Genomic DNA, 13,513 nt, shown 5'->3' with positions numbered 1-13,513 from the left:
CGAACAGTAAAGAAGTAGGGCAGGAGTGGTGACGGCTGCAGAGAATCTGCCTACCTTTCGGCCATGACCAGCACCCGCGCAGGCAAGACCTGGATCGCCGCCCACCGCTCCGCCGTCATCGACCCCCACGAAGCCTTCAAACTCTTCGAAGTCCGAGGCTTCACCGACCAGACCGTGCGCCAGACCCTGCGCCCGGCGGGCGGTGGCGACGCCCTGCGCGTCCGCCTCAGCAACCGCTACGGCCGCACCCCGCTGGAGATCGGCGGCGCCCACCTCGCCCACCGCGTCGAAGGCAGCACCATAGACCCCGCCACCGACATCACCCTCCTCTTCGCCGGCGCCGAGACCGTCACCGTCCCGCCCGGCGAGGAGATCGTCAGCGATCCCGTCGAAGCCCCCGTCATCGCCGGCCAGGAACTCGCCCTCAGCCTCTACCTCCCCGGCGACACCGGCCTCACCACCCACTCCGCCATCCCCTACGACGTCGGCCACGCCGTCCCCGGCGACCAGCTCACCGCCGAATCCCTCGACGAGTCCGACGAACTCATCACCGGGCACCTCGTCACCGGCCTCGACGTCCTCGCCGCCGACACCACCCGTATCGCCGTCGCCTTCGGGGACTCCTGGATCGAGGGCATGGCCACCACCCCCGGCACCGGCGGCAGCTTCCCCGCCCGGCTCGACCGCCGTCTCACCAGCGGCTGGATCGTCGCCACCGGCATCTCCGGCAACCGCCTCCTCACCGACGAGATCGGCGCCCACCTGCTGTCCAGGGTGGAGCGGGACGTCCTCGACATCCCCGGCGTCAGCCACGTCATCGTCCACACCGGCCTCAACGACCTCGGCCTGCCCGGCGCCATCGCCTTCCCCGAGCCCGCCAAACTCCCCACGGCCGCCGACCTGATCGCCGGCCTGACCACCCTCGCCGACCGCCTCCACGCCGCCGGACTCACCGTCATCGGCAGCACGGTCGGCCCCTACGCCGGCACCGTCTACCCCGGCTACGACACCGACGAGGGCCAGGCCGTCCGCGCCGAGGTCAACACCTGGCTCCTCGGCGACACCCACCCCTTCGACGCCGTCATCGACGTCGCCGCCGCCGTCGCGGACCCGGACCACCCCACCCGCATCCGCGACGCCTACAACAGCGGCGACGGCCTCCACGTCAACGACGCCGGCGCGAAAGCCATCGCCGACGCCGTCGACCTGTCACTCCTGAACCTCTAGAAGACCGGCGTACCGTTCCGCGTCAGCTTCCAGTCCACCGACGCGAAGGCCGCCGGGTCGATCGACCCCTTCGCCTTCACCCACGCGATCATCGTGTTACGGATCTCGTCCGAGTTCGACCACAGCAACTGGGCCGCGGCGACATGCGGGAAGTTACCGCCGCCGTTGGCCCGGTAGTTGTTCACCGCGAACACGAACTTCTGGTCGTCCGCCAGCGGCGCACCCTCGAACCGCACGTTCGTGATCCGCGACCCGGCCGGCTTCGCGATGTCGATCTCGTACGACAGACCGCTCACCGCGTCGTAGTTGTAGTCCGGCGTGCCGTTCGCGTTCGTCAGCTGCGCCGGATCGACCGCCGCGTCCGCCCCCGTCTGCACGAAGTAGTTCGCCGAGAACTCCAGATACGCCTTCATCTGGGCGCCCGTCATCAGACGCGCCTCCAGCGTGTTCTCGAAGACATACAGACCCGCGACGTCCCGGATGGTGACGTTCCCCGCCGGGATCACCGCGCTCCGCGAGAACGCCGCCGCCTGCGACAGCACCGGCAGCGACCCGTACTCACCCGACGCCAGCGCCTGCTTCACCGTGTCGGCCTGGATGTGGTTGATCAGGTCGATGATCGGCACGTCCTTGTAGGGCGCCTCCACCGACGTCATCTCGGCCGCGTTCGTACCGATGATCTGATTGACGTACGCGACGACCTTCTCGTGCTCGTCCCCGAGCATCTTCACGATCTTCGGGTCCTCCTCCACCGTGTTGGAGTTGAGGACCTGCGCCGCGACCTTCTCGACCTTCCAGCAGCCCTTGCTCCACACCAGCTCGAAGTCGAACAGCGTCAGCCGCTGCCCCCACTTCAGCGGCTCCGACAGCACGACCTGCTTACCCGTCTCCTTGTTGGTGACGAAGTACTCCGGGATCTCCGTGTGCGCGTGCCCGACGAGGATCGCGTCGATCCCCGGCACCTGCTCGGCCACCAGCCCCGCCGCGTTCTCGATGTACGGCAGCTGATCACCGTACGACGACGTCCCCGACGAGCCGCTGTGCGCCGACACGATGACGACGTCCGCCCCCATCGACCGCAGCTTCGGCACCCACTTCGCCGCCTGCTCCTCCAGCCCCGGGAACGTCATCTTCCCCTGCACATTGGCCTTGTCCCAGATCGCGATACCCGGGTTCGTGAGCCCCAGGACCGCCACCCGCACATCCGGCCCGTGCGGCGTACGCATCCGGTGCATGCTGTACGGCGGGAACGCCGGCAACAGCGTCTTGGCGTCCAGCGCGTTCGCGCCCAGCAGCGGGAAACGACACTGCTTCTGGAACTTCCGCAGCACCGGAATGCCGTAGTTGAACTCGTGGTTCCCCAGCGCCGCCGCGTCGTAGTCCATCGCGTTCATCGCCTGCGCCATCGGGTGCACCGGACCGCCCTTGGCGGTGATCGGGTCCACCTTCGCGTAGTAGTACGACAACTGCGTGCCCTGGATGGTGTCACCGGCGTCGATGAGCAGCGTGTTCCGGCGCCCCTTCTCCTCGCGGATCCGGTTCACCAGCGTGGAGATCTTCGCGAGACCGACGTCGTTGTGCGCCTTGTCGTCGAACTCCTTGTCCGTGAAGTAGTCCCAGTTGAAGACGTTGCCGTGCAGGTCGGTCGTCCCCATCACGGTGAAGCTGTACCGCTTCGGCGCCTTCTTCCCGCCGGCCGTCACCGTGGCCGCCTGCGCGCTGGGAGCCATCGCCGTACCGGCGACGGCCAGTCCCGCACCGGTGACGGCCGACTTCTTCAGGAACTTCCGGCGGTTCAGGGGCATGTCTGGGCACTCCTCGGAGGAACGGACGGTCAGTCTTGACGCGCGTAGATTCTGACCCGTCCGGCCCCCGCCGCAACAGCCCCCACAGGTTGCGATCTGGTGACCTGCGGCCGCCATGACCAGGCCACGGATGCCGGACCCGAGTGACAGAGTGGGACGTATGACCACCAGTCCAGAGGAAGCCCAGCCCGCCGCCGTCCCCTACGGCACCCCCGACGCCCCCCGCATCGCCGTCCGCGGCGAGGCCCGCCTCGAAGTCGACCCCGAGATAGCCCGCATCGGAGTCACCGTCCTCGCCCGGGGCAGGGACCGGCGCGCCGCCCTCGACGACCTCACCCGCCGCAACGCCACCGTCCTCGACCTCGTCAAGTCCTACGGCCAAGCGGTCGAACGACTGGAGACCGGCGCCTTCTCCATCACCCCCGAACTGAAGGAGAAGGGCAGGGGGGAGCGGATCCACGCCTACCACGGCCGCGTCCACGTCACCGCGGAGCTGACCGACTTCACGGCCCTCGGCGAACTCACCACCCGCCTCGCCGACCTGGACCTGACCCGCGTCGACGGCCCCTGGTGGGCCCTGCGCCCCGACTCACCCGCCTACAAACGGGCCAGGCAGCAGGCGGTCAAGGAAGCCGTGCAGCGCGCCCGCGAATACGCGGAAGCCCTCGGCACCACCCTCGCCGCCCTCGTCGAACTCGCCGACATCGGAGCCGAGGCCCCTCAGCCCGTCGGCCCGGCGGCCCCCGGCGGCCGTATGCGCTCCATGGTCGCCGCGGCCGAGAGCACCGCCGCCCCCCTCGACCTCGAACCCCAGCGCCAACGCGTCCACGCCCAGGTCAACGCACGCTTCACGATGCTGCCACCGCGACTGTGACCTCATCCCTTCAATGCTTGGCGGCCGTGGGGCGCAGTGTGGTGACCACTTGTCAATTACCCTTCACCTGACGGCCGTTGAGTAGTCACGCTCCACCACATCACTACCGGTGGGTAAGCCATAGGCTCGATCCATGCGCCGAGCAAAGATCGTCTGCACCCTCGGGCCCGCCACCGACTCGTACGACCAGATCAAGGCCCTGGTCGAGGCCGGCATGGACATCGCCCGCTTCAACCTCAGCCACGGCGGCCACGCCGAACACGACGAGCGCTACCAGCACGTCCGCAAGGCCGCCGACGAGACCGGCCGCAGCGTCGGCACCCTCGCCGACCTTCAAGGCCCGAAGATCCGCCTCGGCCGCTTCACCGAAGGTCCCGTACTCCTTGAACGCGGCGACACCTTCACCATCACCGTGGAGGAGGGGGTGGCAGGGGACGCCGAGATCTGCGGCACGACGTACGACGGCCTGGCGGCCGACGTGAGCCCCGGCGAACAGATCCTCGTCGACGACGGCAAGGTGACCCTCGAAGTCACGGCGGTCGACGGCCCTCGCGTCCGCACGAAGGTCGTCGAAGGGGGCATGGTCTCCGACCACAAGGGGTTGAACCTCCCGGGCGTCGCCGTCTCGGTCCCCGCCATGTCGGAGAAGGACGAGGACGACCTCCGCTGGGCGCTGCGCACCGGCTTCGACGTCATCGCCCTCTCCTTCGTCCGCTCCGGCCGGGACATCGAACACGTCCACCGGATCATGGACGAGGAGGGCCGCCGGCTCCCGGTCATCGCGAAGATCGAGAAGCCGCAGGCGGTGGCCGCCATCGACGACATCGTCGCGGCCTTCGACGGCATCATGGTCGCGCGCGGCGACCTCGGCGTCGAAATGCCCCTGGAACAGGTCCCGTTGGTCCAGAAGCGCACGGTCAAACTCGCCCAGCGCAACGCCAAGCCGGTCATCGTCGCCACCCAGATGCTCGACTCGATGATCAACAACTCCCGCCCGACCCGGGCCGAGGTCAGCGACGTGGCCAACGCGGTCCTCGACGGCACGGACGCGGTGATGCTGTCCGGCGAGACAAGTGTCGGCAAGTACGCGGTGGAGACGGTCCGCACGATGAGCCGCATCGTCGCGGCGGCGGAGGCGGAGATGCTGGCCAAGGGGCTGCCGCCCCTCACCGAGCACAACAAGCCCCGCACCCAGGGCGGCGCGATGGCCCGTGCGGCCGCCGAGATCGGCGACTTCCTCGACGCGACATTCCTGGTCGCCTTCAGCCAGTCCGGCGACACGGCCCGCCGCCTCTCCCGCTACCGCTCCCCGATCCCCCTCCTCGCCTTCACCCCCACCCCCGCGACCCGCTCGCAGTTGAGTCTGACGTGGGGCGTGGAAACCTTCCTCGGCCCCCAGGTCGACTCCACCGACGCGATGGTCGACCAGGTGGACGAGCTGCTGCTGAAGTACGGCCGCTGCAAGAAGGGGGACGTGGTGGTGATCACGGCCGGGTCACCGCCGGGGGTGGCCGGCACCACGAACATGGTCCGCGTCCACCACATCGGAGAGGACGACAGCCCGAAGCAGCAGTAAGGGCTCAGTATGGCTCAGTACTTCGGACCCACATGGGCGTCCATGAGGGCGACGGAGGCTTTGCGGGCGATGGAGATGTTGAACGGGTCGCTGCCGCGAGCGAGTGTTGTCCACTCGACGCCTACCTTGTTCAGAGTGTCGGTGAAGAGCCCTCTGATGTCGTCCGACTTGTTGGTGAAGAGGTAGCGGGGGTATTCGTAGCGCTTTGTCACACCGGCGACGAGGCGGGTCGTCCAGTTGGTGATGCGGCACCCGTCGGAGTGGATGAGGCCGCGGATGAACTCCCAGGGGTGGGCGTCGACGATGGCTTGTTGCCAGCTTTCGAGGGTGATGGGGCGTTCGTGTTTCCTGCCGGGACCGTGTTGGGGAAACAGGCAGGGCAGGTGCTTCGAGTAGAGCTTGATGTTCTGGCATCCGGTGCGCTGGAGCCGATGCACACCGTTGTCCGGAAAGACGGCTTGCATCGCGGCTTTGGTCTCTTTGGCAATCCCTGGCCATGCGTCGGCACTGGCGATCGTGAGGCTCGGCACGCGGTGCTGCGAGTAATGGCTGATATGGCCGTCGCCCAGGTACTGGCCGAGTAGATAGGAGTACGCGGCTGTGTCCAAGGGGCGCCCGTCGCAGCGTGGACAAGCCGGTTGGTGGGGGCCAGGGCACTCTCCGCGCTTGGCGCGGTCCATGTGCTTCCAGTAGCTGATCGTGCCCAGCGGGATGTTGAGTGTCCGCGCCACATCCGCGTTCTTGGAGCCGCTCCTGAGAAGCGTGATCGCTCGCTGTCGTACTTCTGTGCCGTGAAAGTTCATGCGACCACTCTGTGTCACTGATCGCAACCGTGTGCAGCAAAAAGCGGATGTTCACGAGAACGTGGACATCCGCTTTTCGACAGGTACCGGGTGCGGGACTCGAACCCGCAAGCCCTCACGGGCAGAGGTGTTTGAGACCTCCGTGTATACCGTTCCACCAACCCGGCCGGTGCTTCGGAGAGTGTACCGGGTCACCGTGCTACGCCGCAGCTAGGTACCCTCATGTCAGCAGTACCCCTGCCCTGCAGCTAGGAGCCCCCGTGACCGCCCCCGAGTCGCCCCAGCCCGTCGCCGACGACGATGACAAGTCGCACGTGCCTCCGCTGACGACCCGTGTCGTCATCGCCGAGGACGAGGCGTTGATCCGTCTCGATCTGAAGGAGATGCTGGAGGAGGAGGGGTATTCGGTCGTGGGGGAGGCCGGGGACGGTGAGCAGGCCGTCGAGCTGGCCCGGGAGCATCAGCCGGACCTGGTGATCCTCGATGTGAAGATGCCCAAGATGGACGGGATCTCGGCGGCCGAGAAGATCGCCGAGGAGCGCATCGCCCCCGTGCTGATGCTGACCGCCTTCTCGCAGCGCGACCTCGTCGAGCGGGCCCGGGACGCCGGCGCGATGGCGTATCTGGTGAAGCCGTTCAGCAAGAGTGATGTCGTTCCGGCGATCGAGATGGCCGTCTCGCGGTTCACCGAGCTGAAGGAGCTGGAGAACGAGGTCGCCGACCTCACGCTCCGCCTGGAGACCCGCAAGCTCGTCGACCGCGCGAAGTCGATCCTGCAGACGGAGTACGGGCTGACCGAGCCGGCCGCGTTCCGCTGGATCCAGAAGACGTCGATGGACCGGCGGATGAGCATGCAGCAGGTCGCCGAGGCGGTCATCCAGGACGCCGACGAGAAGAAGGCGGCCAAGGGCTGACCCCCGCCACTGCCCGTACCTACGACGAGGCCCGCACCCCCTTCCGCAGGGGGTGCGGGCCTCGTCGTATGCGAGGGCGATGCCCGGCGTCGGCCTCAGTCCTCGCCGAGGTACGCCTTGCGGACCGACTCGTCGTGCAGCAGGTCGCCGCCCGAGCCCGAGAGGACGATCTTGCCGATCTCCATGACGTGACCCTGGTCGGCGAGGGAGAGCGCGGCCTGCGCGTTCTGCTCGACGAGCAGGATCGTGGTGCCCTGGGACTTCAGTTCGGCGATGGTGGCCATGATCTTCTGCATCATGATCGGGGACAGGCCCATGGAGGGCTCGTCCAGCATCAGCAGCTTCGGCTGGGACATGAGCGCGCGGCCCATGGCCAGCATCTGCTGCTCGCCGCCGGAGAGGGTGCCCGCGGCCTGCTTACGGCGTTCGCCCAGGATGGGGAAGAGGTCGTAGGCGCGCTGGATGTCCTTCTCGATGCCGGCCTTGTCGTCGCGCAGGAACGCACCGAGGCGGAGATTGTCCTCGATGGTCATGCGCGGGAAGATGTGCCGCCCCTCGGGGGAGTGGGCGAGCCCGAGCGCGACGATGTCGTGCGCGGGGATCTTCTTCAGCGACTTGCCGTTGAACTTGATCTGGCCGCCGACGGGCTTGAGCAGCCCGGAGAGGGTGCGCAGGGTCGTGGTCTTGCCGGCGCCGTTGGTGCCGATGAGGGTGACGACCTCGCCGGCGTTGACCTTGAAGGAGATGCCCTTGACGGCTTCGATCTTGCCGTAGGCGACCCGGAGGTCTTCGACTTCGAGGAGTGCGGTCATCGGTCGTTCTCCTTGCCGGGCGCGCCGGGCGCGGTGTCCTTCGTGGGCTCGGCGTTCGCTTCGGCGGCCTCGACCTCGGCGACCTCGTCCTGGCCGGGTGCGTCCTCGAAGGGTTCACCGAGGTAGGCGGCGACGACGCGTTCGTCGCCCTGGACGGTGGCGCTGTCGCCCTCGACGAGTTTCTCGCCCTGGACGAGGACGGCGACGCGGTCGCAGAGGTTGAAGATGAACCGCATGTCGTGCTCGATGACGAGGACGGCGATGCCCTTGTCGCGGATGGCGAAGACCAGTTCCTCGGTCGTCCGCGTCTCCTGGGGGTTCATGCCGGCGGTGGGCTCGTCGAGGAGGAGCAGGCCGGGTTCGCTCGCGAGGGCCCGGGCGATCTCCAGCTTGCGCTGTTCGCCGTAGGGGAGGTTGCGGGCGAGGTGGTCGGCCTTGGCGTCGAGGCCGACGAACTCCAGGAGTTCCATGGCTCGTTCGCGGGAGGCCTTCTCCGCCTTGTGGAAGCCGGGGCCGCGCAGGAGCGCGGACCAGAGGCCTTCCTTGGTGCGGGTGTGGCGTCCGACCAGCACGTTCTCCAGGACCGTCATGTTGGCGAAGAGACGGATGTTCTGGAAGGTGCGGGCGATGCCGGCCGCGGTGACCTTGAAGGACTTGGGCGGCAGGACCTGGCCCTTGTAGCGGACCTCGCCCTCGGTGGGGATGTAGAGGCCGGTGAGGCAGTTGAAGAAGGTCGTCTTGCCGGCGCCGTTGGGGCCGATCAGTCCGACGATCTCGCCGCTGTTGACGGTGAGGTTGACGTTGCGTACGGCGGTGAGGCCGCCGAAGCGCATGGTGACGCCGCGGGCGTCGAGGACGGTCTCGCCGGGGGCGTCGGGGCCCGGGGCGGTGTCCTTGGTGGTGGTGTCGGTAGTCATCGTGGTCAGGCCCCTGCCTTGCTGAGGACCGTGGGCGCTTCGGCCTCTTCGTGGAATTCGAGCTGGCGGCGCCGGTTCGGGATGAGGCCCTCCGGGCGGAAGCGCATCAGCAGGACGAGCGCGAGTCCGAATGCGAAGAGCTGGTAGTCGTCCAGGAACTGGAGCTTGGACGGGATGAGGTAGAGCAGCGCGGCGCCGACGAGGGGTCCGCTGATGGTGCCCATGCCGCCGAGGACGACCGCCGCGAGGAGGAAGGCCGAGTTGGGCGGGACGACCGCGGCGAACTGGTACTGCTCGGGTGTCACGGTGTAGGTGACGTGGGCCTGGACGGTGCCGGCGAGGCCGGCGAGCGCGGCGCCGAGGGCGAAGGCGATCAGCTTGACGCGGAAGCCGTTGATGCCCATGGCGAGGGCGGCGGTCTCGTCCTCGCGGATGGCGATCCAGGCGCGGCCGATGCGGGAGTCGCTGCTGCGCCGGAAGACGACGACCACGACCAGCGTGATGAGGAGCATCAGCAGGAAGTAGTTGGCGAAGCGGGCGATGGTGAAGCCGAGGAAGGTGTGTTCCTGGCCGAAGTCGAACCCGAGGATGTTGAGGTTCGGGATCGAGGAGATGCCGTTGGAGCCGTTGGTGATGTCGGGGCCGGAGGTGCCGTCCATGTTGAGGACGGCGATCCGGAAGATCTCACCGAAGCCGAGCGTCACGATGGCGAGGTAGTCGCCGCGCAGCCGCAGGGTCGGGGCGCCGATGATGACACCGAAGATCATGGCGACGGCGGCACCGAGGAGGGCGGAGGCCCAGAACGGCAGCTGGATGTCGAAGGGGGAGGAGGGGGAGCCGGAGACCATGGCCGCGGTGTAGGCGCCGACACCGAGGAAGGCGACGTAACCGAGGTCGAGGAGGCCGGCGAGGCCGACGACGATGTTCAGGCCGAGGGCGACGGTGGCGAAGATCAGGATGTAGACGCCGATCGTCGCGTACTGGTCGTCGGACTGGGTGAACGGGAAGGCGGCGGCGGCGACGAACGCGCCGATCATCGTCACGTTGCGGTGCTTGGCGGTGAGGGCGGAGACCCGGCCCACGAGGCCGGCCTTCGAGGCCGCGCCGAAGCAGAAGCCCGCGGTGATGAGGAAGCCGATGAACAGTTCGTCGTACTCGGTGCCGATGCCGTAGGTGAAGACGGTCAGGCCGAGGGCGAGTGCGGCGACGATGATCAGGATCTCGGTGTACGCGGGCAGTTGGCGTGCGGGGGCGGCGGTGCCGGAGGCGAAGGCGCCCTTGATGACGGTCCACTGGTTGCGCGCGTTGTGGCGGAACTGGTCCCAGCCGGTGTCGTCCGGGTCGCCGGGCTCGGTTTCGGGCCGTGCGTACGGCAGCGCGAGGGCGCCGAGGAGGGCGGCGAGGCTGGTGATGCCCGCGACCCAGGCGCCGGGTTCCAGGTTGACGAGTCCGCCGAGCTGGGCGGTGATCGCGATGATCGTGTACCAGGTGGTGACGAAGGTACCGAGCGCGGCGAGCTTGATCGCGCCGTCGGCGCCGGCGGGGGTCAGCCAGCGCAGGCCCTTGACTCCGTACGACGACAGGCCGAGGAGTGCGGTGATGGCGCCGCCGATGAGGACGAGGACCTGGAGGCCGCCGGGGTAGCCGTAGACGGTGAGGTCGCCGGGGAAGGCGGAGGTCCAGGTCCAGGCCAGGAAGGTGGAGACGACGGCGAGGGCGCCGCCGCCGGTGGCGAGGGCGCGGCCGATGTGCGGGGGGATGCCCACGAGGCTGTGCGGGGTGCCGGCGATCGTCTTGGCGTCGGCCTGGGGTGTGGTGGTCTGTGTGGTCATCGGTGTCACGCCCTGTCCGCCACGCGCTCACCGAGCAGGCCCTGGGGCCTGACGAGGAGCACGAGGATGAGGAGTGCGAAGGCCCAGACGTTGGCCCAGGACTGGCTGCCGAACTGGTCCATGCCGGGGATGTCGCTGATGTAGGCGGTGGAGAGGGCTTCGGCGACGCCGAGGACCAGGCCGCCGAGCATGGCGCCGTAGATGTTGCCGATGCCGCCGAGGACGGCCGCGGTGAACGCCTTGAGGCCGAGGATGAAGCCCATGCGGAACTGGACCTCGCCGTACTTGAGGCCGTAGGCGACGGAGCCGACGGCGGCGAAGGCGGCGCCGAGGGCGAAGGCGACCACGATGATGCGGTCGGTGTTGATGCCCATGAGCTTGGCGGTGTCCGGGTCCTGCGCGGTGGCCTGCATGCCGCGGCCGGTGCGGGTCTTCATCACGAAGTACGCCAGGATCGCCATGCTGATGGGGGCGGCGAGCAGCAGGAAGATGTCACCGGTCTGGATGGTGACGCTGCCGATCTCGAAGGGGCCGCCGTCGATCTGGGGGAAGGTGATCGAGGACCGGGCGTTGGGGTACCAGGCCCATACCGCCTGCTGGAGGGCGAGGGAGAGGCCGATGGCGGTGATGAGGGGCGCGAGGCGGGGGGCTGTGCGCAGGGGGCGGTAGGCGAAGCGTTCCGCGCCGACCGCGACGAGCACGGCGACGAGGATGCCGCCGATGAGCATGAGGGGCAGCGCCACCCACATGGACGTGCCGTCGGGCAGCACGTACAGGTACATGGTGAGGGCACCGAATCCGCCCACCATGAAGATTTCACCGTGGGCGAAGTTGATGAGCTGGACGATGCCATAGACCATCGTGTAGCCGATGGCGACCAGCCCGTACATGGATCCCAGTAGCAGGCCGTTGACCAGCTGCTGCGGCAGTTCGTTCACCGCATGTCCTCCGAGACTTCGGATTGTCGAGGGGTGTGACCGGATGCGAGTCCGCGCGGGGCGCCAGTGGTGCGGCGCCCCGCGCGGCTCATGGGTTGGTGCGGGTGTGGATCAGCCGGTGTAGGTACCGGACTTGACGGCCTTCCACTCGCCGCCCTCGACGGAGTAGACGGTCAGCTGCTTGTTGGTGGCGTCTCCGTACTCGTCGAAGGAGACCTTGCCGGTCACGCCGTCGAAGGAGACGTTCTGCACGGCCTCGGTGATCTTGGCGCGGGCGTCGTCGGGAAGCTTGCCGTCGTTGTCCTCGACGACCTTCTTCACGGCCTCGATGATCGCCCAGGCCGAGTCGTAGGAGTAGCCGCCGTAGGCCTCGTAGGCCTCCTTGTAGCCCTCGGTCTTGTAGTTGGCGACGAACTCCTTGGCCGAGGGCAGTTCCTCGACGGGCGCGCCGACGGAGGTGGCGAGGTCACCGGTGGCGCCGGTGCCGGCGAGCTTGATGAACTCGGCGCTGTAGATGCCGTCACCGCCGACGAGCGGGATCTTGGCGCCGGCGGCCTTGATCTGCTTGCTGAGCGGGCCGGCCTGGGGGTACTCGCCGCCGTAGTAGACGACGTCGGCGCCGGAGGACTTGACCTCGGTGGCGACCGCGGAGAAGTCCTTGGCCTCGGGGTCGATGTGCTCGGTGCCGACGACCTCGCCGCCGAGCTTCTTGAACTCGGCGGTGAAGGTGGCGGCCAGACCGGCGCCGTAGGTCTTCTTGTCGTCGATGACGAAGACCTTCTTCTTCTTGGCGTCGTTGTAGACGTACTGCGCGGCGAACGGGCCCTGGATGGCGTCCGTGGTCGCGGTGCGGAAGTACGACTTGTACGGGCGGGTCTTGGTCTTCTGCCAGTCCGGGCCCTGGGTCAGGGCCGGGTTGGTGTTGGCGGGGGAGACCTCGACGAGCTTGGCGTCGTCGAAGACCTTCTGCATCGACTCGGCGACCGAGGAGTTCAGGGGGCCGACGACACCGAGGACGTTCTTGTCGGCGACGAGCTTGGTGGCGTTCTGCTGGCCCGAGGAGGGCTGCGCCTGGTCGTCGAGGGCCTCGACCTTGAAGGTTATGCCCTCGACGTACTTGTCCTTGTTGGCGGTCTTGGCGGCGAGGTCCACGGAGTTCTTGATGCCGAGGCCCAGCGCGGAGAGGTCACCGGTGAGCGGGGCGTCGACGCCGATGACGACAGTGGTGCCACCGCTGGTGTCCGAGCCGCCGTTGCCCTCGTCGCGCGATCCACAGGCGGTGAGAGTGAGTGCTCCCGCCGCCAGAGCGGCGGTGATGGCGATGAGCGAACGTTGACGCACGATCAGTCCTTTCCCTGGCACGGCCCTTCCTGTTTGGAAGCGGCCGAGTCGAGCGCTGGGCCGAAGACGTGACTTCGATTCCGTTGGCGCGGTGACTGGGCGTGACTCTAAGCGTGTGTGGGGAACGTGGAGGAGAGTCTGACCAAGGCTGTGACGCTCTTGTTATGACACGAGGTAATGCAGAGCGGTACTCAGTGGGTGGATGTGCGGAATTCGGGCCGATTCGCCCTGTCCGCATGGTGAGAACGTGCAGGGTCGACGCGGGTAGGTTCAGCAGTGTTCAGGCGTTTGGTGATGACATGGAATCGTTGCTACAGGCGACCTGAAGGGCGTCGGAGAGGTCCTGCGCATAGCGCTCGCCCAAGATGAAACTGTGCGCTTCTATTGCGCGCGTATTACGTAGAGTTACGTCCAGGAAAGGAAGTCCGGCGCTCTCCGGTACTTTTCCGCATTCCGTGATGCGCATGGTGATGA

General features: G+C 67.7%; 11 protein-coding genes, 1 tRNA gene and 1 pseudogene. 4 read left to right on the top strand and 9 right to left on the bottom strand.

Features of this window, described 5'->3' with window-relative positions; all coding sequences use genetic code 11:
* Positions 1-63: 63 nt before the first annotated feature.
* Positions 64-1,227, top strand: coding sequence for a GDSL-type esterase/lipase family protein (locus ACZ7MG_RS32630; RefSeq protein ID WP_471394651.1), 1,164 nt, complete (start codon positions 64-66; stop codon positions 1,225-1,227).
* Here ACZ7MG_RS32630 and ACZ7MG_RS32625 read toward each other — a convergent pair.
* Positions 1,224-3,032 (bottom strand): 5'-nucleotidase C-terminal domain-containing protein, encoded by a 1,809-nt coding sequence (locus ACZ7MG_RS32625; protein WP_471394654.1) that lies wholly within the window; start codon positions 3,030-3,032, stop codon positions 1,224-1,226. The genes ACZ7MG_RS32630 and ACZ7MG_RS32625 overlap by 4 nt on opposite strands.
* A 160-nt stretch (positions 3,033-3,192) precedes the next feature.
* On the opposite strand from ACZ7MG_RS32625, the gene ACZ7MG_RS32620 reads away from it, so the two are divergent.
* Both ACZ7MG_RS32620 and pyk read left to right on the top strand, forming a co-directional pair.
* Positions 3,193-3,906, top strand: coding sequence for an SIMPL domain-containing protein (locus tag ACZ7MG_RS32620; protein WP_471394656.1), 714 nt, complete (start codon positions 3,193-3,195; stop codon positions 3,904-3,906).
* A 133-nt stretch (positions 3,907-4,039) separates the two neighbouring features.
* Positions 4,040-5,482: a pyruvate kinase gene (pyk, locus tag ACZ7MG_RS32615; protein WP_471394659.1), complete on the top strand. Its 1,443-nt coding sequence runs from the start codon at positions 4,040-4,042 to the stop codon at positions 5,480-5,482.
* Between the two features lie 14 nt (positions 5,483-5,496).
* On the opposite strand, the gene ACZ7MG_RS32610 is transcribed toward pyk, so the two are convergent.
* Together ACZ7MG_RS32610 and ACZ7MG_RS32605 are read right to left on the bottom strand one after the other, a co-directional pair.
* Entirely contained in the window at positions 5,497-6,285 is a 789-nt protein-coding gene (locus ACZ7MG_RS32610) for a helix-turn-helix domain-containing protein (RefSeq protein ID WP_471394661.1), read from the bottom strand.
* Positions 6,286-6,369: 84 nt separating this feature from the next.
* Positions 6,370-6,452: transfer RNA gene (locus tag ACZ7MG_RS32605), tRNA-Leu, on the bottom strand.
* Between the two features lie 93 nt (positions 6,453-6,545).
* On the opposite strand from ACZ7MG_RS32605, the gene ACZ7MG_RS32600 reads away from it, so the two are divergent.
* Positions 6,546-7,199: an ANTAR domain-containing response regulator gene (locus ACZ7MG_RS32600; protein ID WP_471394664.1), complete on the top strand. Its 654-nt coding sequence runs from the start codon at positions 6,546-6,548 to the stop codon at positions 7,197-7,199.
* 95 nt (positions 7,200-7,294) lie between these two features.
* On the opposite strand, the gene ACZ7MG_RS32595 is transcribed toward ACZ7MG_RS32600, so the two are convergent.
* The 6 genes and pseudogenes from ACZ7MG_RS32595 to ACZ7MG_RS32570 form a co-directional block, all read right to left on the bottom strand.
* On the bottom strand, positions 7,295-8,011 hold the full coding sequence (locus tag ACZ7MG_RS32595) for an ABC transporter ATP-binding protein (protein ID WP_471394667.1): 717 nt from the start codon (positions 8,009-8,011) through the stop codon (positions 7,295-7,297).
* Positions 8,008-8,928, bottom strand: coding sequence for an ABC transporter ATP-binding protein (locus ACZ7MG_RS32590; RefSeq protein WP_471394669.1), 921 nt, complete (start codon positions 8,926-8,928; stop codon positions 8,008-8,010). Before ACZ7MG_RS32590 ends, ACZ7MG_RS32595 begins: the two co-directional genes overlap by 4 nt.
* 5 nt (positions 8,929-8,933) lie before the next feature.
* Positions 8,934-10,760, bottom strand: a complete 1,827-nt coding sequence (locus ACZ7MG_RS32585; protein ID WP_471394672.1) for a branched-chain amino acid ABC transporter permease — start codon at positions 10,758-10,760, stop codon at positions 8,934-8,936.
* 5 nt (positions 10,761-10,765) lie between these two features.
* On the bottom strand, positions 10,766-11,698 hold the full coding sequence (locus ACZ7MG_RS32580; protein WP_471394675.1) for a branched-chain amino acid ABC transporter permease: 933 nt from the start codon (positions 11,696-11,698) through the stop codon (positions 10,766-10,768).
* A gap of 111 nt (positions 11,699-11,809) precedes the next feature.
* On the bottom strand, positions 11,810-13,039 hold the full coding sequence (locus ACZ7MG_RS32575; protein ID WP_471394677.1) for a branched-chain amino acid ABC transporter substrate-binding protein: 1,230 nt from the start codon (positions 13,037-13,039) through the stop codon (positions 11,810-11,812).
* A gap of 280 nt (positions 13,040-13,319) precedes the next feature.
* Positions 13,320-13,513, bottom strand: a pseudogene (locus ACZ7MG_RS32570) (Tat pathway signal sequence domain protein); the annotation flags it as partial.

It is taken from the genome of Streptomyces sp. NPDC107538 (assembly GCF_055657445.1).
This window is presented reverse-complemented; position numbering and strand designations above follow the sequence as displayed.

Coding starts and splice junctions, on each gene's coding strand:
- ACZ7MG_RS32630 (WP_471394651.1), top strand. CDS start 64: ATGACCAGCACCCGCGCAGGCAAGACCTGGATCGCCGCCCACCGCTCC.
- ACZ7MG_RS32625 (WP_471394654.1), bottom strand. CDS start 3,032: ATGCCCCTGAACCGCCGGAAGTTCCTGAAGAAGTCGGCCGTCACCGGT.
- ACZ7MG_RS32620 (WP_471394656.1), top strand. CDS start 3,193: ATGACCACCAGTCCAGAGGAAGCCCAGCCCGCCGCCGTCCCCTACGGC.
- pyk (WP_471394659.1), top strand. CDS start 4,040: ATGCGCCGAGCAAAGATCGTCTGCACCCTCGGGCCCGCCACCGACTCG.
- ACZ7MG_RS32610 (WP_471394661.1), bottom strand. CDS start 6,285: ATGAACTTTCACGGCACAGAAGTACGACAGCGAGCGATCACGCTTCTC.
- ACZ7MG_RS32595 (WP_471394667.1), bottom strand. CDS start 8,011: ATGACCGCACTCCTCGAAGTCGAAGACCTCCGGGTCGCCTACGGCAAG.
- ACZ7MG_RS32590 (WP_471394669.1), bottom strand. CDS start 8,928: ATGACTACCGACACCACCACCAAGGACACCGCCCCGGGCCCCGACGCC.
- ACZ7MG_RS32585 (WP_471394672.1), bottom strand. CDS start 10,760: ATGACCACACAGACCACCACACCCCAGGCCGACGCCAAGACGATCGCC.